Source organism: Mycolicibacterium lutetiense (assembly GCF_017876775.1).
Taxonomy (GTDB): Bacteria; Actinomycetota; Actinomycetes; order Mycobacteriales; family Mycobacteriaceae; genus Mycobacterium; species Mycobacterium lutetiense.
The window spans coordinates 4,327,124-4,352,915 of record NZ_JAGIOP010000002.1; the positions used below are offsets into that span (position 1 = coordinate 4,327,124).

The 25,792-nt window shown below is 64.7% G+C and carries 25 protein-coding genes and 1 pseudogene; 16 read left to right on the forward strand and 10 right to left on the reverse strand.

The annotated features are described in order from the left end of the window. Positions 1 to 11: 11 nt before the first annotated feature. From JOF57_RS30005 to JOF57_RS30020, 4 genes are read right to left on the reverse strand one after another with little or no spacing between them, the layout of a single operon-like run. Positions 12 to 812 carry an alpha/beta fold hydrolase gene (locus JOF57_RS30005; protein WP_209923140.1) on the reverse strand — a complete coding sequence of 267 codons (801 nt, stop codon included), beginning with the start codon at positions 810 to 812 and terminating at the stop codon, positions 12 to 14. Beyond that, entirely contained in the window at positions 809 to 1,888 is a 1,080-nt protein-coding gene (locus tag JOF57_RS30010; RefSeq protein WP_209923142.1) for a flavin-containing monooxygenase, read from the reverse strand. Before JOF57_RS30010 ends, JOF57_RS30005 begins: the two co-directional genes overlap by 4 nt. After that, positions 1,885 to 3,132, reverse strand: a complete 1,248-nt coding sequence (locus JOF57_RS30015; RefSeq protein WP_209923144.1) for an MFS transporter — start codon at positions 3,130 to 3,132, stop codon at positions 1,885 to 1,887. The genes JOF57_RS30010 and JOF57_RS30015 overlap by 4 nt, the downstream gene beginning before the upstream one ends. Beyond that, positions 3,129 to 4,463 carry an NAD(P)-binding domain-containing protein gene (locus JOF57_RS30020; protein WP_209923146.1) on the reverse strand — a complete coding sequence of 445 codons (1,335 nt, stop codon included), beginning with the start codon at positions 4,461 to 4,463 and terminating at the stop codon, positions 3,129 to 3,131. The genes JOF57_RS30015 and JOF57_RS30020 overlap by 4 nt, the downstream gene beginning before the upstream one ends. 85 nt (positions 4,464 to 4,548) lie before the next feature. On the opposite strand from JOF57_RS30020, the gene JOF57_RS30025 reads away from it, so the two are divergent. Both JOF57_RS30025 and JOF57_RS30030 read left to right on the forward strand, forming a co-directional pair. After that, complete coding sequence (locus JOF57_RS30025; RefSeq protein WP_209923148.1) at positions 4,549 to 4,902, forward strand: ArsR/SmtB family transcription factor; 354 nt, start codon at positions 4,549 to 4,551, stop codon at positions 4,900 to 4,902. A gap of 254 nt (positions 4,903 to 5,156) precedes the next feature. After that, the gene (locus JOF57_RS30030; RefSeq protein ID WP_209923150.1) at positions 5,157 to 6,980 is read left to right on the forward strand and encodes a hypothetical protein; all 1,824 of its coding nucleotides are present in this window, start codon (positions 5,157 to 5,159) and stop codon (positions 6,978 to 6,980) included. 69 nt (positions 6,981 to 7,049) lie between these two features. On the opposite strand, the gene JOF57_RS30035 is transcribed toward JOF57_RS30030, so the two are convergent. Together JOF57_RS30035 and JOF57_RS30040 are read right to left on the reverse strand one after the other, a co-directional pair. Then, entirely contained in the window at positions 7,050 to 7,340 is a 291-nt protein-coding gene (locus JOF57_RS30035) for a hypothetical protein (RefSeq protein ID WP_307870127.1), read from the reverse strand. Positions 7,341 to 7,401: 61 nt separating this feature from the next. After that, positions 7,402 to 8,067, reverse strand: a complete 666-nt coding sequence (locus tag JOF57_RS30040) for an arsenate reductase ArsC (protein ID WP_209923153.1) — start codon at positions 8,065 to 8,067, stop codon at positions 7,402 to 7,404. A 354-nt stretch (positions 8,068 to 8,421) separates the two neighbouring features. Here JOF57_RS30040 and pstS point away from each other — a divergent pair, with 354 nt between their 5' ends. The 11 genes from pstS to istB all read left to right on the forward strand — a co-directional run bounded on the left by pstS (position 8,422) and on the right by istB (position 19,383). Continuing rightward, entirely contained in the window at positions 8,422 to 9,549 is a 1,128-nt protein-coding gene (pstS, locus tag JOF57_RS30045; protein ID WP_209923155.1) for a phosphate ABC transporter substrate-binding protein PstS, read from the forward strand. A gap of 93 nt (positions 9,550 to 9,642) precedes the next feature. Beyond that, positions 9,643 to 10,617 carry a phosphate ABC transporter permease subunit PstC gene (pstC, locus tag JOF57_RS30050; RefSeq protein WP_209923157.1) on the forward strand — a complete coding sequence of 325 codons (975 nt, stop codon included), beginning with the start codon at positions 9,643 to 9,645 and terminating at the stop codon, positions 10,615 to 10,617. Next, on the forward strand, positions 10,614 to 11,513 hold the full coding sequence (pstA, locus tag JOF57_RS30055) for a phosphate ABC transporter permease PstA (RefSeq protein ID WP_209923158.1): 900 nt from the start codon (positions 10,614 to 10,616) through the stop codon (positions 11,511 to 11,513). Before pstC ends, pstA begins: the two co-directional genes overlap by 4 nt. A gap of 18 nt (positions 11,514 to 11,531) precedes the next feature. After that, the gene (pstB, locus tag JOF57_RS30060) at positions 11,532 to 12,308 is read left to right on the forward strand and encodes a phosphate ABC transporter ATP-binding protein PstB (protein ID WP_209923160.1); all 777 of its coding nucleotides are present in this window, start codon (positions 11,532 to 11,534) and stop codon (positions 12,306 to 12,308) included. 69 nt (positions 12,309 to 12,377) lie between these two features. Further along, positions 12,378 to 13,118 (forward strand): winged helix-turn-helix transcriptional regulator, encoded by a 741-nt coding sequence (locus tag JOF57_RS30065; RefSeq protein WP_209923162.1) that lies wholly within the window; start codon positions 12,378 to 12,380, stop codon positions 13,116 to 13,118. Next, positions 13,115 to 14,185, forward strand: a complete 1,071-nt coding sequence (locus JOF57_RS31380; protein ID WP_209923163.1) for a helicase associated domain-containing protein — start codon at positions 13,115 to 13,117, stop codon at positions 14,183 to 14,185. The genes JOF57_RS30065 and JOF57_RS31380 overlap by 4 nt, the downstream gene beginning before the upstream one ends. Before the next feature lie 172 nt (positions 14,186 to 14,357). Further along, a complete protein-coding gene (locus tag JOF57_RS30075) occupies positions 14,358 to 15,146 on the forward strand; it encodes a Swt1 family HEPN domain-containing protein (RefSeq protein ID WP_209923165.1) in 789 nt (262 codons plus the stop codon). A gap of 48 nt (positions 15,147 to 15,194) precedes the next feature. Next, the gene (locus tag JOF57_RS30080; protein WP_209915717.1) at positions 15,195 to 15,518 is read left to right on the forward strand and encodes a transposase; all 324 of its coding nucleotides are present in this window, start codon (positions 15,195 to 15,197) and stop codon (positions 15,516 to 15,518) included. Next, positions 15,515 to 16,405 (forward strand): IS3 family transposase, encoded by an 891-nt coding sequence (locus JOF57_RS30085; RefSeq protein ID WP_209913100.1) that lies wholly within the window; start codon positions 15,515 to 15,517, stop codon positions 16,403 to 16,405. The genes JOF57_RS30080 and JOF57_RS30085 overlap by 4 nt, the downstream gene beginning before the upstream one ends. 553 nt (positions 16,406 to 16,958) lie before the next feature. After that, a complete protein-coding gene (gene istA, locus JOF57_RS30090; protein ID WP_209915585.1) occupies positions 16,959 to 18,581 on the forward strand; it encodes an IS21 family transposase in 1,623 nt (540 codons plus the stop codon). A 1-nt stretch (position 18,582) separates the two neighbouring features. Then, positions 18,583 to 19,383, forward strand: a complete 801-nt coding sequence (gene istB / locus JOF57_RS30095) for an IS21-like element helper ATPase IstB (protein ID WP_209915583.1) — start codon at positions 18,583 to 18,585, stop codon at positions 19,381 to 19,383. Here istB and JOF57_RS30100 read toward each other — a convergent pair. Then, positions 19,320 to 19,859 carry a hypothetical protein gene (locus JOF57_RS30100; RefSeq protein ID WP_234938286.1) on the reverse strand — a complete coding sequence of 180 codons (540 nt, stop codon included), beginning with the start codon at positions 19,857 to 19,859 and terminating at the stop codon, positions 19,320 to 19,322. The genes istB and JOF57_RS30100 overlap by 64 nt on opposite strands. A gap of 220 nt (positions 19,860 to 20,079) precedes the next feature. On the opposite strand from JOF57_RS30100, the pseudogene JOF57_RS30105 reads away from it, so the two are divergent. Together JOF57_RS30105 and pstB (JOF57_RS30110) are read left to right on the forward strand one after the other, a co-directional pair. Continuing rightward, positions 20,080 to 20,370, forward strand: a pseudogene (locus JOF57_RS30105) (phosphate ABC transporter permease PstA); the annotation flags it as partial. Between the two features lie 9 nt (positions 20,371 to 20,379). Beyond that, complete coding sequence (gene pstB, locus JOF57_RS30110) at positions 20,380 to 21,156, forward strand: phosphate ABC transporter ATP-binding protein PstB (protein WP_209923167.1); 777 nt, start codon at positions 20,380 to 20,382, stop codon at positions 21,154 to 21,156. A gap of 18 nt (positions 21,157 to 21,174) precedes the next feature. Here pstB (JOF57_RS30110) and JOF57_RS30115 read toward each other — a convergent pair whose 3' ends face one another. Next, complete coding sequence (locus tag JOF57_RS30115; RefSeq protein WP_209923169.1) at positions 21,175 to 22,149, reverse strand: quinone oxidoreductase family protein; 975 nt, start codon at positions 22,147 to 22,149, stop codon at positions 21,175 to 21,177. 81 nt (positions 22,150 to 22,230) lie between these two features. On the opposite strand from JOF57_RS30115, the gene JOF57_RS30120 reads away from it, so the two are divergent. After that, positions 22,231 to 22,749, forward strand: coding sequence for a MarR family winged helix-turn-helix transcriptional regulator (locus JOF57_RS30120; protein ID WP_209923171.1), 519 nt, complete (start codon positions 22,231 to 22,233; stop codon positions 22,747 to 22,749). 3 nt (positions 22,750 to 22,752) lie between these two features. On the opposite strand, the gene phoU is transcribed toward JOF57_RS30120, so the two are convergent. After that, complete coding sequence (gene phoU, locus JOF57_RS30125; protein ID WP_209923173.1) at positions 22,753 to 23,418, reverse strand: phosphate signaling complex protein PhoU; 666 nt, start codon at positions 23,416 to 23,418, stop codon at positions 22,753 to 22,755. Between the two features lie 85 nt (positions 23,419 to 23,503). Further along, on the reverse strand, positions 23,504 to 25,708 hold the full coding sequence (locus JOF57_RS30130; RefSeq protein ID WP_209923174.1) for an LCP family glycopolymer transferase: 2,205 nt from the start codon (positions 25,706 to 25,708) through the stop codon (positions 23,504 to 23,506). Positions 25,709 to 25,792 lie beyond the last annotated feature (84 nt).

The following is a 25,792-nucleotide window of genomic DNA, read 5'->3' on the forward strand; positions in this document are numbered from 1 at the left end:
CCGGTGGACCATCACTGCCGCCAAGTCGTTTTCAGCACCGCGGCCAAGGGTTCGGGCGCGACATGATGGCCCTGGCCGGTCAACTGCACCAGCCTGGCGTGGGATAACTCTCGTGCGAGCAACTCGATGGCCTGGTGCAGAAACGCAGCGCTGGCCGTCCCGGACACCAGGGTGGTGGGTCTGCGTAGGCCGGCGTAGCGGCGCACATCAGCGGGCAGTCCAGACAGAACTTCCATAGTGGGCAGCAGCGTGGGGGCGTGCGCCACGTTGGCCAGCCACAACGGATTGTCCCGCGCGGCAGCAACTTCGGCCGGTGAAAGCCCGCCGCCCCCGCGGGTCAGCGCGTGCAGAACCAACTCTTCAAAGCGCCCTGCGTCGAGCATGCCGCGGATCCAATCCAGGTCCGGGATGGGGTAGGTGACCGGCAGCGGTGGCTCATACAGAGCCAGGCGCGGCACCAGATCCGTTGCCGACGAGGCGGTTTCCAATGCCACAACCGCCCCGAACGAGTAGCCGAACAGGGCATCGATAGGGCCAAGAGTGTCGATGACTGCGCAAACATCCTCGGTGTAGCGGTCGATGTGCGGCGGTGACAGGCCACGCTGACTGGTGCCGTGTCCGCGCAGATTGACCAGCGCGACAGTGAACCGGTCGGTGAGATGATCGGCCAGCGGCACAAGACTCAGCGCGCTGCCCAGGCCACCGTGCACAGCCACCAGGACCGGGCCGTCACCACGCACCAGGTAGGTGATCTCGGTGCCGTCGGCTGAGCGCACCGATCCGCCGCGCAGCCACAGGTGGCCGGCCATCATCGCCGCACACCGTGGTGGGAAGGGTTGCGGGCCACCAGCTTGTTCACGACATAGGTGGCGTCACGGCCGACACCGCGCAGCGATGCCGAAGACAGGGACCGCTGCCACTCCAGACCCACGAAGCCCAGCCCCGGATGAATGAGCGACAACCCGCGCCGCTGGCGGGGCATCGCACGGTCATCGAGGGCCCCCAGCCCGGCGAGATAGTCCAGGGCGGGCCGATAGCCGGTCGCGCACAGCACGGTATCGACCTGTTCGCGGGTGCCGTCGGCCCACACCACCGCGTCGCCGTCGAGACGACGGAACATCGGCCGTCGGTCGGGACGTCCCGCGGCGACCGCATCCCGATAGGTGCCGTGGTCGAACACCGGAACGGTCGGCGGGTTACTTAGCCACGGCCCGATCGGGGCGGCGTCCAGGCCGGTGACGGTGAACCAGAAGTGCATGTCGCGTCCCCACGGTCGCTGGGGGATGAACCGCACCCGGTCTCGGCTGGCCAGGGTCACCTCGGCGACCGCGGCCAGCTCGGCACCGATCTGCACCGCCGAATTGCCTGCGCCCACCACCACGATGCGCTGCCCCGCCCACGGTTGGGGGCTGCGGTAGGCACTGGCGTGCAGCAGCTGGCCGGTGAAGGTGTCGGCTCCGGGAAAACTCGGTAGGTAGGGCTTGGCGAAGCTGCCGGTCGCGGCGATCAGGATCGGGGTGCTCCACTGCTGGCCGGCGGCGGTGGAGACGGTGAAGCCACTCGGGTCGCCGGTGACGGTGGTGACCTCAACGCCGGTGTGGATGTCCACGGATAGGTCTGCGGCATAGCCGCGCAGGTAGCCGATGACGTCGTCGCGGTGCGGGTAGTGGTCGGGATCGCCTGGGAACGCCACGGCGGGCAGTGCGCTGTAGCGGGCGGGGCTGAACAGGGTCAGGCTGGCGTAGTAGTCCGGCCAGGACCCGCCGGGTTCGGCACGTGCTTCCACGATGAGCGGGTGCAGGCCGTGGTCGCCTAGCGCGGTGGCGGCGGCCAGTCCAGATTGGCCGGCGCCGATCACGATCGCGTCCTGTGGTGAGGCGGAAGTCATTGTCGTGACGCTTCTTTCGGTGGTGGCGCATCGCTGGCGAATTGGGGTGCAGCCACGCCGGTGGCGGTGGCCAAGATCGCTGCCAGGCCGGCGACCGCGCCCAGGACCAGGAACATGGCTGCGTAACCGTGCAGCACAGTGGCCAGCGCGGCGCCGATGAATGGGGCCAGCGCGGTGGTGAACATCAGCGGTGCCGACAGAATTCCGCTGAGATGCCCGTAATGGGCTGTGCCCCAGCGTTCTGTCACGGCAGTGGCCTGCAACAGCGTCATGATGCCGCGCGCCATGCCGGCCACAATCGCGACGCCGATGAGCGCGGCCAGTGAGGTGAACAGGCCCAACAGCACGGTGGTGATCGCGATGATGGCCATGATCAGCATGGTGCGGGTGACGACGCCGAAGCGCTGCACCAGACTCTGATAGCCGATGCGGCCAAGGACCTGGCCCACGCCGCCGAGGCCGAGGGCCGCCGCCGCCGCCTGGGTGCTGATCCCGCGCTGGGCCATCAACGGGACGAGGTTGATGACCACGGCGTAGGAGGCCAGCGCTGAGAGGGCGAACGCCGCCGTCAATGCTACGAAGGGGCGGGTACGTGCCGTGAGGGTCGCAGCCTGCACGCCGTGATGATGGATGACTGCCGGCCACGGCCTGCGTAGTCCGACGAGGTGGGCCGGGATGGTCACCGCCGCCAGCAACACTGTGAGCACGAGATAGGTGCTGCGCCAATCCAGATGCGCCGATAACGCCGCGGTCATCGGGGCGAAAACGGTGCTGGCGAACCCGGCGACCAAGGTGAGCACGGTTAGCGCCCGCACGGCATGGGGCGCGAAAAACCGTGTCAGCGCGGCGAACGCCGGCGCGTAGAACACCGCGCTCATCGCCACGCCGGCCAGCGCCCACCCGACGAGAAACCACCCGTAGGTGGGGGCAGCGGCAATCGCCAGCAACGCGGCGACACCGAGCACCGAACCACCCGTCATGACCCAACGGGGGCCATGGCGGTCCAGCGCCCGGCCCACCGGGACGCTCATGACCGCCGAGGTGAGCAGGCCTGCAGAAAACGCGGCGGTCACCGCCGAGGCCGACCAACCGGTGTCACCGCAGATCTGGGGCAACAACACCGGGAAGGCGTAGTAGAGCACACCCCAACTGACGATCTCAGTGACACACAGCGTCACCAGCACCCCGCGCGGGCCGTGCGACCCGACGCGGGATGGCAGTGATGCACGGCGTGGTGAGTTCATCCGCCGATCGGGTTGAGCGACAACGTCAACGGCTGCGGGGCGCTCGCCGTGCTGCAGCAGCCGCCCTCGTTGGCAGCCTCCGCGTCATCAGCCAGGCCGCCACCGCTGCACACCCCGGTCTCGGGCAACACCAACTCGACCCGTTGCGCCGCGTCGTGGTCACCGGCCAGTTGCGCGGCCACGCTGCGCACCTGCTCGTAGCCGGTCAACGCCAAGAAGGTCGGGGCACGCCCGTAAGACTTCATCCCCACCAGATACAGGCCCGGCTCATCGGGATGGGCAAGCTCGGCAGCGCCGTGTGGCGGCACACTGCCGCACGAGTGCAGGTTGGGATCGATCTCGGGGGCCAGCTTGCTCGGCGCCTGCAGGATCGGGTCGAGATCCAGCCGCACCTCCGACAGGAACGACAGGTCGGGCCGGAAACCGGTCAACACCACGACATGGTCGGCCGGGGCCAGCGTGCGCTCGTCATCGGCCACCAGCACCACCCGGTTCTCGACGCGATCGACGCGCTCGGTGCGAAACCCGGTGTGCAGCTTGACCAGTCCGGCATCGACAGCCGCACGGGCCCGAATTCCCAGCGCGCCACGCTGCGGCAACGCATCGGCCTCGCCGCCACCGAAACCATCACCCACGCTGCCGCGGCGCCACACCCACGACACCTGCGTGGACGGATCTTCGCGGACCACCTCGGCCAACTCGATCACCGCGGTCATCGCCGAATGGCCATTGCCCACGACGACGACATGGTGACCGGAAAACTTCTCGGACTGGTGGCGCGAGGCGGGGATGTAGGTCACCAACCCCGCGTCCGCGGCCGACTGCTCACCGATGGCCGGAAGTCCATCGGCACCCACAGGATTGGGTTGCGTCCAGGTCCCCGAGGCATCGATCACGGCCTGGGCCAACACCCGGGACTGCACACCGGCCTCGTCGCTGATGCGCACCACAAACAGGGATTCGGCACGCCCAGTGCTGAGCACTCGGTCGTGGCCCTGACGCGAAACACCCACCACCCGGGCGCCGTAACGCACCCGGTCACCGAGCGCCTGCGCCAACGGCGTCAGATAGTCATCGATCCATTCTTGCCCGGTCGGGTACCCGGAAGCAGGAGCCACCCACCCGGTCGGACCCAACAGCCGGGCCGCCGCCGCATCGATCAGCTCGGGCCACGGCGAAAACGTACGTACATGAGACCAGTCCTGGATCGCCGAACCCGGCCCGCTGCCGGCTTCGAGCACCAGCGGCGTTAGGCCGCGTTCCAGCAAGTGCGCAGCGGCAGCCAGGCCTTGCGGGCCGGCACCGATCACGACAACGGGCAGGTCGGTCATCTTCACTCCTCGGATCGACAACTATCGATACATCGACAATGCTCGATACATCGATGTTTGTCAATATATGTGGCATACTGGGTGCATGACCAGCGCAACTGTCGCGGTGACCGCCACCGATATCGGTGCGTGCTGCTCTCCGTTGACCGGCGGGGTGATCGACACGCCGGCAGCCGAACGGCTCGCCGCGGTGTTCAAGGCCCTGGCCGACCCGGCCCGAGTCAAGCTGCTGTCACTGATCGCCGCCTCGGCTGGCGGTGAGGCCTGTGCCTGTGACCTCACCGAGCCCCTGGGTCTGTCGCAGTCGACGGTGTCGCATCACATGAAGATGCTCGTCGAGACCGGCCTGGTCAGCCGTGAGCAGCGCAGCAAGTGGGCCTATTACCGGGTCAACGAAGCCGCGCTTGAGCGCGTCGCGCACCTGCTGACGGCCCGCTAGGTCTCACCCGGGCAACACGTTTTCGCGGGGATCCAGGGCGCCGCCCACCGGGTGAGGTGGGTTCGTGGGCATCCGCGCCAGCTTGGGCAACGTGCATCGCCGCGCCACGGCGCAACCCGAACCGAACTTGCAGCAAGCTACGGCACGCTACCCTCACGCGACGCGGCGACTTTTCGCTGAATAGAAGTAGTCACAACGAGTTCGGTGCGAGGAGTGGGCCGAGTGCGCGGTACCGAAACGGGGAAGGTTGGCCGATGGCGCGAGTGGAGTGGTCCGAGCTCAGTGGTGATGAAGCCGAGACAGTGCTCGCTAACCTGTTGTACAGCAAGTACCCGACAGCCACCCGGGTCCGCCCGTCGCAAGGCGATTTCGGAATTGATGTGATCGTTCCGGCGCCTGGGGGCGCTGTGGATGTCTACCAGATCAAGAAGTTCGCCAGCACACTGGAGTCCAGCGAGAAGCGACAAATCAAGGACTCTTTCCGCCGTCTGATGGTCGGGATGGTTCGCCGCGGATTGCCGATCAACAATTGGTATCTGGTCATGCCGGTCGACCCCACCGTCGGTAACCATTTCGAGTGGTTCACTGGCATGTCCGATGAAGTCATCGGAGAACTCGCCCAAGCTATCGACCCCGCAACCAGCGAACCCCTGCTTACCGAGCAGGAGATCGCCACGATCCGCGCCTGGTATGACACCCCGGGCCGAATCATCAAATGGGAGGGCCGGCCGTTCTGCGAAACCCTTGCCGGCGCCTACCCGCATGTCATCGACTACTACCTGCGCGACGGCAAGGATCGACTGCGGGCCGCTGTCGCCGACCTCGCCCTGATCCTGCAGACCGACGCCACCCTGCCAGACGCAAACTCGGACTCCACTGTGGCGGTGCTGACCCCCGCTGAGAGCAGAGCGCACTTGCTGCGGCTGCAGGCGGTCCTCGACGCGGACCCTCATTTCCGATATGGCGTCAGCATCGATCCGACCCCTCCGACTCTGACCGAAGAGCCCAATCTTGTTGCCGCCACCCAAGAAATCCAAAGTGACGGCCAAACACTGACGTTCCGCATCTATGTCAGGTTCCAGGAGGCGCTCAATGAGCGGCCGATCCCAATCAGCCTGCAGTTTGCCTTCGATGACGCCAGCTTCGACCGGGCGGCGTTCGATGACTGGCGTAAATACGGCAAATCGTTGACCGTGCCAGTCAGAGTCGATGCCGATCTGCCCGGCGGTCTCGGGCAGCAAGCGTCCGACAAGACTTCCCGCCTGATCATCGAACCCATTGGTAATCAGCACGATCTGAGACTTCGCATCCGGACCCCCGACGGCAGCTCCGGGCCGGAATTACACTTCACCATGACCGCATCGACCGGTCCTTCGATGACCGGCCTATGGGTACAGGGAACCGACGAGACCGGGTTCGTCACCTTCGAGAGCACCTTCGACGAAGACACACAGGCCGTCACGATCGGTTTCCGACACTCGGGATTCGTCGACGCGAACGCGGCACAAGTACTTCCCAGTCTGCAGTTCATCGCCGGCCTGCACCCCCCGAACACACTGCAGGCCGCCGAGAAGTACGGCCCATTCCATGATTTCCAGGGCATACCTGAGGGTGCGACGATTGCGGACTCGGTCCTTGACTACGTGCGGAATCTGGCCGCCGTGCAGACGCGCACCGCAACGCCGGTCCAGGTGCCGGATCTGTCTACCGTCACTACCGACGGCGTCCATTCAGTTGCCGCGGCAGCAGCCCTCATCGAAGGGAAAACGCTGATCGGCAGCTGGGATTCGATCGAATTCGCTCAGCAAGCCAGTGCACCGATCGACGCCACCCGTCACTACGAGCTCGTCATTGTCGAACCTCTGCACGTCACTGTCGGCGCGCAGGAGTTGACACTGGGAGCGCTCACCAGAAAGCTCCTGTCCGCCAAGCTTGTCGAGGATGGGAACACCTTGCGGGCGGTGCCTCATCATGGCTCGACTTTTCAGGTCGCCTTCGCCCCGGATCGACCCGTGCCCGGCCCCCAGCAGCAGCCGGTCAAAGGCCGAGACCTAGGGCCGCTCGATCCCGAGGCCTGAGCTTCGGCATCGAGTCGTGGGCCCTGACACCTTCCTCCATAGCGTGGCCACGGCTGCATCTAATGCACCCTACGGTGACCGCGGGCGCATGGCCCGGCTGACGGCGCAACGCTGGCTGGGTGTCGGTAACCGGTTGGTGGCCATGGTGATTGCCACGTCGATGTCAGGGTCTGAAGACGGGCCATCGCCGATCGCGGCGACCGCCCAGCCGAGTTGGCGCGTGGTCAGAGACACTGGCCCACACAGCGCGATCAACGTCGAATGGCCTGGCCGGGGCGCTTGTTCGGCGTAGCCGGCGCGCAGCCACTCAACCGCCGCGGTGAGCGCGGAACGCAGCGGGCCGCCGGGATACGGTCTCACAGGACCAGCCCCGTGTCCTCCGGCGGTGGAAGTGCAGGAGTGGAGCCCGTTGCGCGGGCGGCTACGCATGAGCGGCAACGCCAAGTTCGTTGAGCAGCTGACGAACTCGCCGTTCGATGTCGTCGCGGATGGGGCGCACGGCATCGACATTCTTGCCGGCCGGATCCTCCAGCTTCCATTCCTCGTAGCGGCGACCGGGGAAGACCGGGCAGGCATCGCCGCATCCCATCGTGATCACCACGTCGGCGGCCTGAACAATTTCTTCAGTCCAAGGCTTGGGGTACTCGCCGGAGATGTCGATGCCGCGTTCGGCCATCGCGGCTACCGCGGCCGGGTTGATCTCGTTGCCGGGCTCCGAGCCGCCCGACCACGCCACCGCCGCATCCCCGGCGAAGTGGCTGAAGAATCCCAGGGCCATCTGGGATCGACCGGCGTTGTGGGTGCATAGGAACAGCACGGTGGGCTGGCCGGTGTCGCTTTTGCCTTCCACCTTGGCCAGCGCCCGTAGCCGTTGGCGTGCGAACCGCTCGGCCAGCAGCGGCAGGAACCTGGGGATCGAGGCTCTACTGGCGAACTGGTCATAGGAGGAGTGCAGAAATCGCTCGATGGTCTCGATGCCGAAGCTGTCGGCGAACTCGCTTTCTAGCCGAACCGCTGCGGTCTTGAGCGCAAGCTGTTGATCGATGGACAGGTCGGAGCGCTGATGGGTGGTGGAGTTGTCGGCCATCAAGGTGACCCCTTTCGGGTCTCTAGCGAAACGGCGCACGTCGCGGATGCCGCAGTCCGTGTCCTGCGAAGTGGTAGCGGGGACCTTTCGGTGGCGGAGAAGGTTTCAGTCGAAGAATATTGACTCAATACTTGTTGAGCTATATCGGAGTCGTCAAGAGGTCAGCGTGAATTTGGCCCGAGGTCGTCAAGGTGGTTCATCTTCCGTTCATCCGGGTTGTGCTGTGGGTTCACAGGGAACCTCTAGGTTCAGGTTTCGAGCAGCGATCGTCTGCTCTGCGGAACACCGTTTCCGTGGCTTGGCCCGCCGTGGTGGCAACTCGGTTGACCACCCTGACCTCTTCAAAGGAGCTACGTGAAGCTCAACCGTTTCGGTGCTGCACTGAGCCTGATGGCCGCAGGCAGCCTGGTGTTATCGGCATGTGGCAGTGACAACAACGCCGAGTCCGGCTCTGGTGCCACCAGTGCCGCCGGCCAGTCGTCGGCAGGTGTCGACTGTGCAGGCAAGAAGTCGCTGAAGGCCAGCGGATCCACTGCGCAGGCCAACGCCATGACGCGGTTTGTCAACGCCTACGAGCAGGCGTGCTCGGGCTACACACTGAACTACACCTCCAACGGCTCCGGTGCCGGTGTGAGTGAGTTCGTCGGGAAGCAGACCGACATCGGTGGTTCGGACTCCCCGCTGAGCAAGGACAAGGGCGAGTACGACAAGGCCGCCGAGCGGTGTGGATCGCCGGCGTGGAACCTCCCGGTGGTGTTCGGCCCGATCGCTGTCACCTACAACCTCGAGGGCGTGGACTCGCTGGTGCTCGACGGGCCCACCGCCGCCAAGATCTTCAACGGAACCATCAAGACCTGGGACGATCCCGCGATCAAGGCGCTCAACCCGCAGGCCACGCTGCCTGCCCAGCCGATCACGGTGGTCTTCCGCAGCGATGAATCCGGCACCACGGACAACTTCCAGAAGTACCTCGACGCCGCCTCGGATGGCGCCTGGGGCAAGGGTGCGGGCAAGGCGTTCGCCGGCGGTGTCGGCGAGGGCGCCAAGGGTAACGAGGGCACCTCGGCAGCCATCAAGAACACCCCGGGATCGATCACCTACAACGAATGGTCCTTCGCCCAGGCGCAGGGACTGTCGACGGCCAAGGTCGTCACTTCAGCAGGTCCGGAGCCGGTCGAGATCAGTACCGACACCGTCGGCAAGACCATCACGGGCGCCAAGGTCAAGGGTGAAGGCAACGACCTCGTCCTGGACACCGTCTCGTTCTACAAGCCGACTGAGACCGGGGCCTACCCGATCGTGTTGGCCACCTACGAGATCGTCTGCTCGAAGTACCCTGATGCCGAAACCGGCCAGGCAGTCAAGGCGTTCCTGCAGTCCACGATCGGCGCGGGCCAGGCTGGATTGGCTGACAACGGGTACATCCCGCTGCCGAAAGCATTCGAATCGAAGCTGTCTGCCGCTGTCGACGCGATCGCTTGATCGGAATCACTGATGGCCCTACAGCCAGACATCTCGGGAACCTTTCGGGGGCCGTCTTCACCGGCGGCCCCCGAAGGGGGAGAGACTGCATCTATGCCTGATCCGGACAAGGCCACCAAGACCACGAGCGCCATCCGCGCCGGGAGCGGTCAGCTCGGCGACCGTATCTTCAAGGCGCTCGCTGTCGCTGCGGGGTCGACCATCGTCATCGCGATCGCGCTCATCGCGATCTTTCTGCTGATCCGTGCCATCCCGTCGCTCGGGGCCAACCACGCCAATTTCTTCACCAGCACCGAGTTCAACACCGCTGACGCCGACAATTTGAGGTTCGGCATCCGCGACCTGTTCATGGTGACCGTGCTCAGCTCGGTGTTCGCGCTGGCGCTTGCTGTGCCGGTCGCGGTGGGCATCGCGCTGTTTCTCACCCACTACGCCCCGACGCGGCTCTCCCGCCCGTTCAGCTCGTTGATCGATCTTCTGGCCGCGGTGCCCTCGATCATCTTCGGCCTATGGGGAATCTTCATCCTGGCGCCCTGGCTGGAGCCGGTAGCCAGCTTCCTCAACAACTCTCTGGGCTGGCTGTTTCTGTTCAAGTCCGGCAACGTGTCGCTAGCTGGCGGTGGCACTATCTTCACCGCCGGTGTGGTGCTAGCAGTGATGATCCTGCCGATCATCACCTCGGTGAGCCGGGAAGTGTTCCGTCAGACCCCGATCGCCCGGATCGAAGCCGCCCAGGCACTGGGGGCCACGAAGTGGGAAACGGTACGTATGACCGTGTTGCCCTATGGACGCAGCGGTGTCATCGCCGCCTCGATGCTCGGCCTCGGTCGTGCGCTCGGCGAAACCGTCGCCGTACTGATCATCCTGCGCTCGGCAGCACAGGCCGGAAACTGGTCACTGTTTGACGGCGGCTACACCTTCGCCTCCAAAATCGCCTCGGCGGCAGCCGAATTCAGTGCACCCCTGCCTACCGGCGCCTACATTGCCGCCGGTTTCGTCCTGTTCGCCCTGACCTTCGTGGTCAATGCGGCCGCCCGCGCCGTCGCCGGAGGGAAGGTCAACGGATGACCACCGCATTCGATAGCCCGGTCAAAACTCAGACATTTCACCCGGTCAGCGTCGGCCGACGCATCAAGAACAACATCGCGACCTCACTATTCGTCGCAGCCTTCGGGGTCGCATTGATCCCCTTGTTCTGGGTGCTCTACATCGTCGTCGAGAGGGGCTGGCAGGGCGTCACCAAATCGGGCTGGTGGACCCGCTCACTGCAAGGTGTGCTGCCCGAGTCCTTCGCCGGCGGCATCTACCACGCGCTCTACGGAACGCTCGTGCAGGCCGGTATCGCTGCCATCATCGCGATTCCACTGGGCATCATGGCCGGGATCTATCTCGTCGAGTACGGCCGCTCTCGGCTGGCGCGCGTGACCACCTTCATGGTCGATGTCCTTGCCGGTGTGCCCTCGATCGTGGCCGCTCTGTTCATCTTCGCGCTGTGGATCGCCACCCTCGGATTCCCGCAAAGTGCCTTCGCCGTCTCGCTGGCGCTGGTCCTGCTGATGCTGCCGGTGGTGGTGCGTTCCACCGAGGAAATGCTCAAACTGGTGCCCGACGAACTGCGGGAAGCCAGCCTCGCGTTGGGTATCCCCAAGTGGGTCACCATCGCCCGCGTCGTCCTACCCACCGCCCTGCCCGGCATCATCAGCGGCATTCTGCTGTCGATCGCCCGTGTCATCGGTGAGACCGCCCCGGTGCTAGTCCTGGTGGGATACGCCCGTTCCATCAACTTCGACATGTTCGACGGAAACATGGCATCGCTGCCGCTGCTGATCTACACCGAACTGATCAACCCTCAACCCGCCGGGCAAATGCGTGTCTGGGGCGCTGCGTTGACGCTGATCATCGTGGTGGGCATCCTGATGTTCTTGGCCTCGATCGCGACACGTCTTCTCACCCGCAACCGATAACTGCAAGGAACGTTCCTCATGGCCAAACGTATTGACCTCAAAGACGTCAACATCTACTACGGCGCGTTCCACGCCGTGGCCGATGTCGGATTGTCGGTGCAGCCGCGCAGCGTGACCGCGTTCATCGGCCCGTCGGGTTGCGGTAAATCGACCGTGCTGCGGTCACTGAACCGTATGCACGAGGTGACCCCTGGTGCCCGTGTCGAGGGCTCGGTGCTGCTCGACGGCGAGGACATCTACGGCGCCGGTGTGGACCCGGTGGGTGTGCGCAAGACCATCGGCATGGTGTTCCAGCGTCCGAACCCGTTCCCCACCATGTCGATTCGTGACAACGTGGTGGCCGGGCTGAAGCTGCAGGGCGTCCGCAGCAAGAAGACCCTGGACGAGGTCGCCGAGCGCTCGCTGCGCGGTGCCAACCTGTGGACCGAGGTCAAGGACCGGCTGGACAAGCCCGGCGGTGGTCTGTCGGGTGGTCAGCAGCAGCGGTTGTGCATCGCCCGCGCGATCGCGGTGCAGCCCGACGTTCTGCTGATGGATGAGCCCTGCTCGGCGCTCGACCCGATCTCCACGCTGGCCATCGAAGACCTGATCTCCACGCTCAAGCAGGATTACACGATCGTCATCGTCACGCACAACATGCAGCAGGCCGCCCGGGTGAGCGATCAGACCGCGTTCTTCAATCTGGAGGCCACCGGTAAGCCCGGCAAGCTGATCGAGATCGACGACACCGAGAAGATGTTCTCCAATCCGGGTAAGAAGGCGACCGAGGACTACATCTCCGGCCGATTTGGTTGATCGTCGGCGGGATGCGCATCACGCACGGGGGTATCGCGAGCGCGTGAGGAGAAGGGTGGGGTACACGATTTGACGATCGAGGTACGCCGTGCCGACGAGTCCGTCCGGCCAGCATTTCGTGCTGCCGTGGGTCCCGCGCGCGGCAGTCTGTTGCTCGTCGACACTGATGCGGTGATCGCCGAACAGCTGATGGACGATGCTGCACGCACCGGTATCGACACCGTGTGGTGCAGCGATGGCGCTGAAGCGCTGCTGACCGTCGGTGCCGAACCTCCCGACACCCTGGTGCTGCAGGCCCGCACCGACACCGTCGATGCGGCAACCATCGCCGCCGCGGTGCGTGGCCGGTGGTCCCTACCGATCCTGGTTGGCTCGGCGCCAGAAGACGACGACGTAGCCCGCCAAGTCCTCGAAGCCGGTGCCTCGGCAGTGATCGCCCGGCCTTATGACATCACCGCGATCGCCCCATTCGCGCTCAGCGGTGACAAACGCGCCGACGAGCCCGCCACCTTCTTTGCCGGACCCATCCATGTCGACCCCGACGGCTACGAAACCCGGGTTCGCGGCCGGGAAGTCCAACTCACCCAGCGCGAACTGGAACTGCTGATCTTCTTGATCAAACAGCGTGGCCGAGTCGTCAGTTCCGAAGAAATCAGTGACGCCGTGTGGGGGCGTATCTCTGACACCAACACCGTCGCCGTGCACGTCAAACGCCTGCGCGACAAACTCGGCATCGACGCGGAACACGGAGAGTTCATCCGCACAATCCGTGGGGCCGGATACCGGCTGGCCCCTTCGATCTACACGTGAGCTCAGCCGACATCAAATCCGACGCCGACCAGTGGGCACGATCCTTGCAGGCGTTGAAGACCTATCGCGATGCGCGCGGCACCGCCGAGGTTGCCCGAGGTGTCCGGGCATTTGGCGTTGACCTCGGCAAATGGATTGTTCAATGCAGAAATGACTACTGGAACGGCGGGCTGGACGCCAAACGCGTCAAGGCGCTCGAACGCATTGAGGGCTGGCAGTGGGGCCCCCCGCACCCCGGCAGCTGGCGCCACGCTTACGACACCGTGCAGGCTTACGCCCGCAAGCACCGCGGCATCGTTGCCATCGCCGCGACCGATATCGACGGCGTCGATATACAGGCCTGGGCCGCGGCGCAACGCAGCGCCCACGTCAACGGCCAGCTGTCCGTTGTCCAGATCACCCTCCTGGACAAACTGCCGGGCTGGACGTGGGATCAGGACGAAACACGCTGGCAGCACGGAATATTGGCCGCCAAACGCTACGTCAAACTCCACGGAAGCCTCGACAACGTGCAGCAGGATGCCGAGCCCGACGGGTACCCGTTAGGGCAGTGGCTTCACCGCTGCCGAGAAGACTTCCGTGCCGGCACCTTGCCGGCGGAGCGCGTCAACGCCCTTGAGTCATTACGCGGTTTCAGCTGGGGTCGTCAGCGCGAGCAGTGGACCGTTGGTCTTGAGGTCCTCACAAGCTTTGCGGCAGCCAACGGCCATGCCTCGCCCAGTCAACACACCGTCGTTGACGGATTCCGGCTCGGCTCGTGGGTTACCGGCAAGCGGTATCAGTACCGGCAAGGCACCCTGCCCCAAGAACAAGCCGCAGCGCTGCAGGTGCTGCCGGGCTGGCAGTGGTCACCCCTGGATACCCAGTGGCACCGCGGATTTGATGCGCTTCGCCGCTACAGCGAGCAGAACGGACATGCCAACCCGCCCCGCGGGCATACTGTCGACGACTATCCGGTTGGTAACTGGGCACGTGCACAACGTGACGCATACGACCGCGGTCGCATGCCATCCACCCGAGCTGCCCAACTTGAGGCCTTGCCAGGGTGGTCCTGGAACGGTCAGTGAAGTCGGTGGTGGGGCACCCCAATGCCTTGGTATCGGTGCGTGATCTGGAAGTCCGAATTACCGCGCTGGCGGCGCAGTTGCGGCGTGGGCCTACCGTCGCAGTGTCGCGGAGCCGCTGAACCACACGGAGGAAATGCTCTCGTGGTCACCGCGAGCTATTACTGTCTGTGACGTGCAGCCCTACGAAGCGATCACCCTGGTCGAGCGCGTGCTTCGCGATCTCATACGGGAAGTGATGGCGGAGGACTGGAGGGACGATCCAACGGTCAAGATTGACCGTCTCGAACAGAAGATGGCCGCTGAAAAGGCCAAGCGGCGGGGAACCGTCGCGTCGAGCGAGCTGATCGAGTACCTGGAGTTCCATCAACTCAAAGAGATCGTCAGGAGAGATCCGAACTGGGCGAGGTTTGAGCCGATCCTTGGCAAGAAGAGGTACTTCGAAACCTACATGGATCGGCTAGAGGGTTTCCGCAATCCAACGATGCATGGGCGGCAACTGTACCCATTCGAACAATCGCTCGTGGTAGGCATCGTTGGAGAGATCACCAATCAAGTGACGATCTGGCGCAGCGAGCAAGGACCAGACTTGAAGTACTACCCCGAAATCATCTCTGTCACAGACTCGTTCGGGCACCAGCCCGGCAATGGAAAGCCAGCAGAGTTGAGCGTGCGTCCCGGCGACTACGTCACCTTCAAATGCATCGGCTCAGACCCGCACGGTCGGCTCCTCAGATGGGAACTTCGAGTTAAGAGCCGTGGCCAGTCGATGGTCATGGAAGACGGCCGCAAGGGCGACGAAGTGACTCTCTGTTGGAACGTGCACCCGAATCAAATCCAAGAAGGCGCCGATGTATGGATCACGCTTGAAAGTAATAGTCAGTACCATCGTCATGGCGAGTTCGATGACCGCTTCTATCTCGCGTATCACGTGCTGCCGCCCCTTGAGGTTCCCCAGAAGTAGTGGACATCTGAGATAGCGGGACGGTGGTCCCCTTGGAAGGATGTTCGTATGTCTGGTCGTCGGCGTTCGTTTACCCCGGAGTACCGGGTGGAGGCCGCGCATCGGGTGATCGATTCGAATCGGCCGGTGGCTGAGGTTGCCCTGGAGCTGAATCTGCATGAGAACCTGCTGCATAAGTGGGTGAGCCAGGAGCGGCGACGGATGGCCGCCGCCGAAGGCGGCGGGGTTGCCGATCCTGGTGATGGGCAATCGCTTTCACCGGATGAACGTGCTGAGTTGGTACGGCTGCGGGTGAAGGTCACCGAGCAGGCAAAGGACATCGCGTTCCTGGAAAAAGCCTCGGCGTACTTTGCGGGCAAGCATCTAAAGTGAGCCGGTTTGAGCTCATGGCCGCAGAGTGCGCCTCCCACGACGTGACCCGCATGGCCCAGCTGCTGGGGGTGTCCACCTCGGGCTACTACAAGCATCGGTACCGGCTGTCGGCCAGTGAGCCGACGCCACGGGTCCAACGACGCCGGGATCTGGAAGTCAAGATCTTGACCCACCACAAGGACTCCGGCGGCACCTACGGCTCGCCGCGGATCACCGCTGATCTGCACGACGCCGGAGAACGGGTATCGGTCAACACCGTCGCAACGATCATGGCCGACCTGGGCATCGAGGGCATCAGCCCACGCACCTTCAAAACGACCACGGTCGTCGATCCTTGTGCGTCGTTCCCGCCTGATCTGGTCGGCCGCCGGTTTGACCAGGGTCGTATAGATGCGGTGTGGTCCTCCGACATCACCTACCTGAGCTGCGGGGAAGGCGACATGTACCTGTGCGCGATCCGCGATGAGCATTCGCGCCGCGTCTTGGGCTGGGCGGTCGATGACCACATGCGCACCGGGTTGGTGACCACCGCGGTGGATCGGGCGGTGTTCACCCGCGGCGGCCACGTCAAGGGCGTCATACTGCAATCGGACCGCGGCACCCAGTACACCTCCCACGATATGGCTGCCGCAGCCAGCGCCCACGGGCTGCGGCGCTCTATGGGTGCCACCGGCATCTGCTGGGATAACGCCGGCGCGGAGGCGCTGTGGTCGACGTTCAAACATGAGTACTACTACCGGCACACTTTCGCCACAATGGCTGAATTGATTGCAGCAGTTGACAATTGGATGCGATTCTACAATCATCAACGTCGGCATTCAGCGATCGGAATGCGCTCACCCATCACCTACGAGCGCAGCCTGAATGTCACCCTGGAAGCAAGCTAACCGCGTCCACTTTTCCTGGGGAACCCCACCTAGACGCAGACCTAGGTGGCGGATTAGGGAGCGAGTAAGCGCACTACCGACACCCGTTGCCCTACCGGCTGAACACGCGCTGACGCGAGTCGTTCAGCCACCAATAGGACTTCACTCGTTCTCTGCCATCGCGGAAGCTCGGCGTTCCATCCACTGCTGAACCACTTTGTTGCCTGCAGCCCGAATCGTTTCGCGACGTACCGCCATATGTCGTTGTCTGCGGTGCATCAGCGTTGTTTCGATTTGCGTGCGGTACGCATCGAGGTTCTCCTCGATTGAAACCGCGGAATCAGGTGAATCAGGTCGAACGGACTGTTCGGTACACACGTCCGAAATCTCTACCGCCGCAACACTAAGCAGGTGGTGTCGTCTGCCAGGAGGATGGGACCAGTGTGAGCTGATTTTGACAGGGTGATGGGACCACCTGGATTGCCAGTTATGGGACCACCGGCGCGTCGCGTCGGTGGTCTCTTCATCTGTTCGTTTGATCGCCGTGACGGTCCAAGTCACGGAGGCGGCGGGCATGGCTTTTCGGGAGGTCAGTGTGAACGAGATCAGGGAAGTGCTGCGGGTGTGGCTGGGGGTCGCCGGGCTACCGGCACCGGGCTACCGCACGATCGCCGCGCATTGCGGCGTGGACCGCAAAACGGTGCGCCGCTACGTCGAGGCCGCGCAAGCGGCTGGTCTGCACCGCAGCGACGGCGTTGAGGCCGTCGATGACGGGTTGATCGGGGTTGTCGCCGACGCGGTGCGCCCGGTACGCCCGGATGGCCACGGCGCAGCGTGGGAACAGCTGCTGGGGTTCGAGGACCAGATCACCGCGTGGGTGGCCGGCGATGGTGAGCAGCGTCCGTTGACGATCACCAAGATCGAGACCCTGCTGGCCCGTCAGGGGTGCGTGGTGCCGTATCGGACGTTGAACCGATTCGCTGGTGAGCGTTGCGGTTTCGGCCGCAAGGACACCACGGTGCGGGTCGCCGACGGGGATCCCGGGGTGGAATGCCAGATCGATTTCGGCTACCTCGGGATGCTCACCGACGCCGATGATGGGCGGCGCCGCAAGGTGCACGCGCTGATCTTCACCGCCGTCTACTCCCGGCACATGTTCGTGTGGCTGACCTACTCGCAGACCCTGGTGGCGGTGGTCGCTGGCTGCCAGGCGGCGTGGGAGTTTTTCGGCGGCGTGTTCGCGGTGCTGATCCCGGACAACCTCAAGCCGGTGATCGCTGCCGCTGATGCGGTCAATCCCCGGTTCACCCAGGGGTGGCTCGACTACGCGGGCCATGTCGGATTCCTCACCGATCCGGCTCGGGTGCGCTCCCCCAAGGACAAGCCGCGAGTGGAACGCGCAGTGCAGTACGTCCGCCGAAACTTTTGGGACGGTGAAACATTCATCAGTATTGAGCAGGCGCAGCAGGCTGTCACCGTGTGGTGTCTGCGTACTGCCGGGACCCGTATCCACGGCAGCACCTGTGCACGGCCGGTGGAGGTGTTCACCACCGAGGAGCAACCGCTGCTGCTGGCGGTGCCGGGCGCCTACGACGTGCCGGTGTTCAAAGCGGTCAAGGTGCACCGCGACTTCCACGCCGAAGTCGCCAAAGCCCTCTACTCGCTTCCCGAGCAGTGGATCGGCACCACCGTCGACGTGCGTGCTGACGGTGAGCTGGTGAAGTTCTATCACCGCGGTGTGCTGGTCAAAGTCCACCCCCGTCAGCCTCCGGGTGGCCGCAGTACCGACCGTGCCGATTTACCCGAGCACAAAGCCGTTTACGCGCTGCGGGACTTGACGACGCTGATCGCCACCTGCGCCGCGCACGGCCCCAATATCGGGATCTACGCCGAACGCATCCTCGACGATCCGCTGCCGTGGACGCGGATGCGCACCGTCTACCGACTCCAGGGTCTGGTGCGTCGTTACGGCGCGCAACGCGTCGAGCAGGCCTGTTCGGTGGCACTGGATCTCGATGTCGTCTCGGTCAACAAGATCGCCTCGATGCTCGAGCGTGCCACGGAGAACACGATCCCGGTACTGCCGCTGGCCGTCGGCCACACCGCTACCCGGTTCTCGCGTGATCCCTCTGAATTCAGCACCACCTCAACATCATTGACCGTGATCGCCAATGCCGACTCCGAGGGGATCTGCTGATATGACTACCACCAACCGCGTGGCCGCAGACCCGGTGGGCGCTGACCTGCTCCGACTGCTCAAAGCACTCAAACTCGGTGCCCTGGCCGACACCCTGCCCGAACGGGCCGCACTTGCCCGCCAGCACAAACTCAGCCACATCGGATTCCTGGAAACACTGCTCGCCGACGAGGTATCCCGACGCGAATCCCGTTCAGCCGCCCTGCGGGCGGCCAAAGCCGGACTCGACCCGAGCATGCGCTTCGACTCTTGGACCGCACAACAGGACCTGCGCTACGACCGCACCCTGCTCGGCGACCTGACCTCGCTACGATTTCTCGACGCCGGACAGTCCGCAATCATCCTCGGGCCCGTCGGCGTAGGCAAAACACATCTGGCAACAGCCCTGGGACACATAGCCATTCGGCGCCGCCACAGCGTCCTGTTCGCCCGATCCGACAAACTGTTCACCCGGCTACGCGCCGCCCGACTCGACCACACCGTCGACGCCGAGATCCGCCGGCTGGCGGCCGTCGACGTCCTGATCATCGACGACTTCGCGCTGCGCTCCCTCGACGCCACCGAAACCAGCGACTTCTACGAAATCGTCGTCGAACGCCACCAGAACAAGACCACCATCGTGACATCAAACCGGGAACCCGCCGAATGGTTGACCATGACCGCCGACACCCTGCTCGCCCAATCAGCCATCGACCGACTCACCGCTGCGGCCCACACCCTGGTCATCGAAGGACCGTCCTACCGCCAACGCACTCGACCCGGCCAGCTTGACCCAGAAGAACCCGACGAGCATCCTCGATAACGCGCCACGGTGGTCCCATCCCCCTGGCAATCAGGTGGTCCCATCACCCTGGCAAGCGACAGGTGGGGATACTGAGCCGTGCCCATTGGTCCCTCGTTCCAGGCGAACGGACCGCCAATCTCGGTCTCGAAGTCGTCGACGTCGGATCGATCAGGAAGGGTTGCCGGTGCACCGTCCGCGACGGCGGCCAAGTGTCGATTGATGATCGAACTCGGTGTCGTGCAATTGCTTTCGCGGCACAGCGGAGCAAACTCCGCGTCTTGGTTCAGCAAGCTCGCCGCAATGAATGCCTGCCGAGCGACTCCCCCCGATGCGACAAGGCTTTCGGTGAGCGGTTCGAAATCGATGATGGTTTCTTGGCCGATGGCATCCAACGCAAGCAGGCACTCCAGAACGGATACGCGCAATTCGTCGAGTACTTCCACCGCCAGGGCGGTGGCGGCTTCTTTCCGGTCGATCATCCTCTCGAGAACCATCCGGCGAATGTACTACTAGTAGGGCTAGCTAACTGCATCCGCGCGAGTGGAGCCGATTGGCCAACAGTCAGGGGCGCGCTTCGCGATTCTCGGGCCGCCCAATCATGGCTCAACGGCGTGTTCCGTCTTGTGGCTATAGAAACGTGGATCCGCATCGAACTCACCTCGGCATATCTGACAACTATCGCGCATCGATGCAACAGTTTTAACAGGCGATAGAATGTCGGGCATCGTCACCGGAATCATGCTGGCGCTGGCCCGCGTGATGGGCGAGACCGCGCCGCTGCTGATCCTGGTCGGCTACGCCCAGGCGATGAACTTCGACATGTTCGGCGGGTTCATGGGATCGCTGCCGGGCATGATGTACGACCAGATCTCGGCAGGGGCGGGGGCCAACCCGGTGCCCACCGACCGAATGTGGGGTGCGGCGCTGACGCTGATCGTGCTGATCGCCCTGCTCAATGTCGGCGCTCGTATGGTCGCCAAACTCTTTTCCCCCAAGAAGGTGTAGGAGCCATCCATGGCCAAGCGGCTGGATCTCAAGGACGTCAACATCTATTACGGCGCGTTCCATGCCGTTTCCGAGGTTTCGCTGTCGGTGCAGCCGCGCAGCGTGATGGCCTTCATCGGCCCGTCGGGTTGCGGTAAGTCGACGGTGCTGCGGACGTTGAACCGCATGCACGAGGTGATCCCGGGCGCCCGCGTCGAAGGTTCGGTGTTGCTCGACGGTGAGAACATCTACGGCGCCGGGGTGGACCCGGTGGGGGTTCGCAAGACCATCGGCATGGTGTTCCAGCGCCCGAATCCGTTCCCCACCATGTCGATTCGTGACAACGTGGTGGCCGGTCTGAAGCTGCAGGGCGTGCGCAACAAGAAGGCCCTGGACGAGGTGGCCGAACGCTCGCTGCGCGGAGCCAACCTGTGGAACGAGGTCAAGGACCGTCTGGACAAGCCCGGCGGCGGCCTGTCTGGTGGTCAGCAGCAGCGGTTGTGCATCGCCCGCGCGATCGCGGTGCAGCCGGACGTGCTGCTGATGGATGAGCCCTGCTCGGCGCTCGACCCGATCTCGACGCTGGCGATCGAGGATCTGATCTCCACGCTCAAGCAGGATTTCACGATCGTCATCGTCACGCACAACATGCAGCAGGCTGCCCGGGTGAGCGATCAGACCGCGTTCTTCAATCTGGAGGCCACCGGTAAGCCTGGCAAGCTGATCGAGATCGACGACACCGAGAAGATCTTCTCCAACCCCACCCAGAAGGCAACCGAGGACTACATCTCCGGCCGCTTCGGCTGACCTGCCGACGCCGCGGCGTCAGGGGGTCAGCACGACGCGCGTCCCCGAGGGTTCAGCACTGGACCAGGCCTCGGCGACGTCGGCCAATGGCCTTGCCTGGGTGCGTAATTCGAGCTTCCCGTCGGCGACCATGGCAAACAGTCGGGGCAGCGCCTCGGTGCGGGCCCGGATCAACACCTCTGGCGGGACACTGCCGATGCCCACGCCGCTCAGGGTGATCCCGGTACCGCGCAGCACCCCGGCATCCAGCGGTAGCGTCGGCCCCGTCATCGACCCGATCTGGACGAACCGGGTCGGGTGGTAATGCGCGGCCGGATGGCTGGCCGCCAGCGCGGTGAGCACCTGGGCGGCGGGCTCGCCCCATAGGTAGTCGAGTACCGCGTCGAACGGGCGCCGGGCATGCATCTCGGCGACCCGGGCGCCCAGGTCCTGCTCGCCGAGGGCGATGGTGGCGTGGGCTCCGGCCGAGCGCAGCCATGCGAGCCGCGCGGTGTTGCGGCCGGCGGCCACCACCGTCTCGGCACCGAACATGGCGGTGGCCAATTGCACTGCCATCGAACCGGTTACGCCGGTAGCCCCCAGTACCAGCACATGATCGCCGGGTTTGACCGCTGCGGCGTGCGACAGTGCGGTCCAGGCAGAAATCCCCGGGTTGGGCAGGGCGGCGGCGGTCACCGAGTCGACGTGCGCCGGTATCTCGACGCCGGAGTGGGGGTCGACGAGTGCGCGCTGCGCCATCATCCCCGAGTATCCGAGGGAGCCGGTGTAGATGCGGCGGCCGTCGGCGAGACGGGCGACACCGTCGACGCCGGGAATGGCCGGGAGCTGAACTTCCTTGCTGGCGTAGTGCTTTCCTGACACCAGGGCGCGGGTGAGGTTGGTCAGGGCCGATGCTTCGACGGCCGCCACCTCGGCGCCGTCGTGCGACTGGGGCTCAGGTACGTCGGTGTAGACGGGGTGCTTGCCCCATTCGGTGACCAGTGCTGCCAGCATGTCGACCCCTTTGGTTTCTGGCAATATGGTTTCTGTGGAAACAATCTACGCGGAAGGGTCGTCGGTGGCAATATGGTTTCCGTGAAAACCAAACCCGAGCTGATCGACGCCATCACCGGGCTCATGGCCACGGTGTCCGACCGGCTCGGGAACGACGGGGACGGCGACGCGGAGCGTGACTTCATGGCCGCCGGATGCCCGCCGCGACTGCAGCAGGCCGTGCGGACGCTACCGACGTCGTCGATACACCTGCTGGCGGAGATCGCCGACGGCCCGATCAGCGTGGTCGGGCTGGCGGCACGGTCCGGCCGGCTCAAGGGCACGGTGTCCAAACACGTACAGCGGCTGGTCGAGGCCGGCCTCGCGGTTCGTAAGCCCGTACCCGGCAACCGCAAGGAGATCGAGCTCGGCCTGACCGCCGACGGCGAACTCGTCGTCGATGTGCACCGGCAACTGCACGAGGAGATGGACCGCGGGACCCGCGAGTTCCTGCTGCGCTACAGCGGCGCGGACCTGCAGGTGCTGGTGAAGATCCTGGGGGACCTGGCCGGCGCGCACAAGGACGGGGTCCGTCTCGTGCCGCCCGCCGGCCGGTCCTGAGCCCTACTTCGAGGAAACCGACTCGTCTTCCGGGTAGGAACCGGTGACCTGGAAGATGACCCGCCGGGCCACCTCGACGGCGTGGTCGGCGAAGCGCTCGTAGAAGCGGCTCAACAATGTCACGTCGACGGCAGCGGTCACGCCGTGCTTCCACTCCCGGTCCATCAGCACCGAGAACAGGTGGCGATGCAGGTCATCCATCGCATCGTCTTCCTCCTGGATCCGGGCGGCCTTTTCCGGATCCTGGGTGAGCAGCACCTCACGGGCGGCGTGCCCCAGTTCGACGGCCACCCGGCCCATCTCGGCGAAGTACCCGTTCACTTCTTCGGGCAGCACGTGTTGAGGGTGGCGGCGGCGCGCGATCTTGGCCACATGCAGCGCCAGCGCGCCCATCCGGTCCACGTCGGCGACGATCTGAATGGAACCCACCACCGCACGCAGATCACCGGCCACGGGCGCCTGCAGCGCGAGCAACACGAACGCAGACTCCTCGGCCTGGATGCTGAGCGTGCTCATTTGATCGTGATCGCTGATGACCTGTTCGGCGAGGGCCAGATCGGCCTGCAGCAGCGCCTGGGTGGCATGCTCCATTGCGGTACCCGCCACATCGCACATCGCGCCGAGTTGGTCCGTGAGTGAATGCAGCTGCTCGTGGTATTGGGTACGCATGCTGCCAGATTAGGCGGTCGGCGGCCATGTCGTCACGATGCGACGGTGAACGAACGGTGAATGCAAGTCCGCCCGGATCGCCGGACTATTCGCAGGTGGTGTCGGCGGCGTTGGTGACGGTCAGGTCCTCGGGGAGATGCGTCGGGCTGGCGCCGGTGCCTTTCAGCACGTGCACCTGCACTTCCGACCCGCTCGGGCTCGGGGCGCCCACCGAGTAGAAATCGGAGCCCAGCACCACCTGCACCACGTCGCCCATGCCCGTCACCCGCTCGATGGTCGGGTTGGTGAAGGAGCTGGCCACGGTCGCCGCCGCTTCCTCGTTCCCGGGGGAGAAGAACACCGTCGTCGCCGGAAGAATGCTCGGGTAGTCGTCGGGGGTGTTGACGTTGAAACCGTGTTCCTCCAGTTCGGTGGCCGCGGTCGAAGCCAGCCCGCTCTGGCCCGTCGAGTTCGACACCTGCACCGTGACCTGCTGTGGTTCGGTGGTGATGGCGTTGACCGTCTCACCGCTGCCCGTTGAGACCGGCGCAGGCGCCGGCGCTGTCGACTGGGGTGTCTCCGAGGGGGCAGCGGCCTGGACGGACGAGGTCGCCGATTCCGGGGTGCCGGGCACCGGGGTGTTGTCCGGATTCTTCTCACCGGGCAGCGGGTCGTCGTTGATGATCGCGTCGAACAGGGATCGCATGTCGTCGGTGCGCGGGACCTCGTTGCCGTATTCGTCGGCATAACCCACCGTCGGCACCGTCACGAAGGTGATCCGGCCCGCGTTCACACCCTGGACCGACTGTCCGAGGTCGACGAGGTCCTTGGTCTTGATGTTGTCAACGAAGCTGTCGCTGATGAACATGTTGACCACGTTGTTCAACTTGGTCAGCGAGAAAAAGGTGTCCCGGGAGATCAGCGTGCGCAGCAGCGAGGAGAGGAACAGCTGCTGTCGTTTGATGCGGCCGTAATCCCCGTTGTACTCGGTGGTGACCTGGCGGGCGCGCACGTAGTTCAGCGCGGTGTGGCCGTCGATCGTCTGACGGCCGGCGTTGGCCAGCACGGTGCCCAACTCATAATCCTCGAGCGGGGTGGTGCTGCACACCTCTATCCCGCCGACTGCGTCGACCATCTTCGAGAAGCCCGAGAAGTCGACGGCCATGAACCGGTTGATGGACAGGCCCGACAACTTCTGGATCACCTTCACCAGGCATTTCGGGCCGCCGAAGGCGAAGGCCGAGTTCAGCTTGGTCTCGGTGTAGATCTCGTCCGGGCCGTAGGTCTCGGTCTCCTCGTCATACAGCGGACCGTAGGTCGCCGACTCCGGGTTCCAGGGCTCGCACTTCATCGGGGTGATCGACAGATCGCGCGGGAACGACACGGCGACAACACGCCGCCGGTCCGCCGGGATGTTCACCAGCATGATGGTGTCGGACCGGGCTCCGCCGGCGTCCTCGGTGCCGCCGGCGCCCATACCGCCGTTCTCGCCGAACCGGCTGTCGGTGCCGACGATCAGGAAGTTCTCATCGCCGAACTGGGAGTTGGGGTCGAGGATGTCGCGTGAATTGAGGTCGAGCGCAGCCACCTTGTTGAGGCTGTTGTTCTTCGAGCTCTGCCACTGCCAGGCACTGCCGGTCAGCACCAGGGTGAGGATCGCGAGCATCGCCGTGGCGGCTCGTCCGGCCAGCAACACCCGGCGGTTGATCGGTGGCCGTACCTTTTCGATTTCATCGGTGTCGGCGCGATCGTGCGTATCTTGCGGCGCCGGGCGGGCCTGCCACGACGGGGGCGCCGTGGGTAGGTCGTACTCGTAGACCGGCAGGGCCGGCAGTACGTCGGTGTTCGCGGCGTCGAACGCACGGTGATCCGGAGAGTCCTCGAAAGGCTCCGGGAACTCCTCGGCCTCGAGGAAATCCCGGGGTTCATCCTCCTCAGGGTCGATCCGCACCGCTTCGATCACGTCGGTCGGGTCGGGTACCCGGGGGCGGACATACGCCGGTGCATACGCGGGCTCTGGCTCGGGCTCTGGCTCTGCTTCGGGCTCCGGGTCGTCGGGTTCCAGTCGGTGGCGGGTCGGCGCGAACCCGGTCCCGGCGACCTTGGCGATCAGATCGGCGACAGTTACCCCGTCAGCGTGACTGCCGGTGGCCTCATCGAGGGGTGAATCGTCGGGTGGCGGCGCATCCTGGCGTTCCCACGGCGCGGCGCCTGGCAAAGGCTCACGGGATCGGGTAATCCATTGGTTGTCCGACGAATCCTCCGGGGCGCGGCGTCGACGGCCGGGAGTGGCGTTATCACCGTCACTCATGTCCTACCGGCCTCCGACTCGTCGGCTCGCGCGTGCGCGTCGGTGCGCATCGTTCCCGCGGTGTCACTGGGTGCTGCTGAGGTA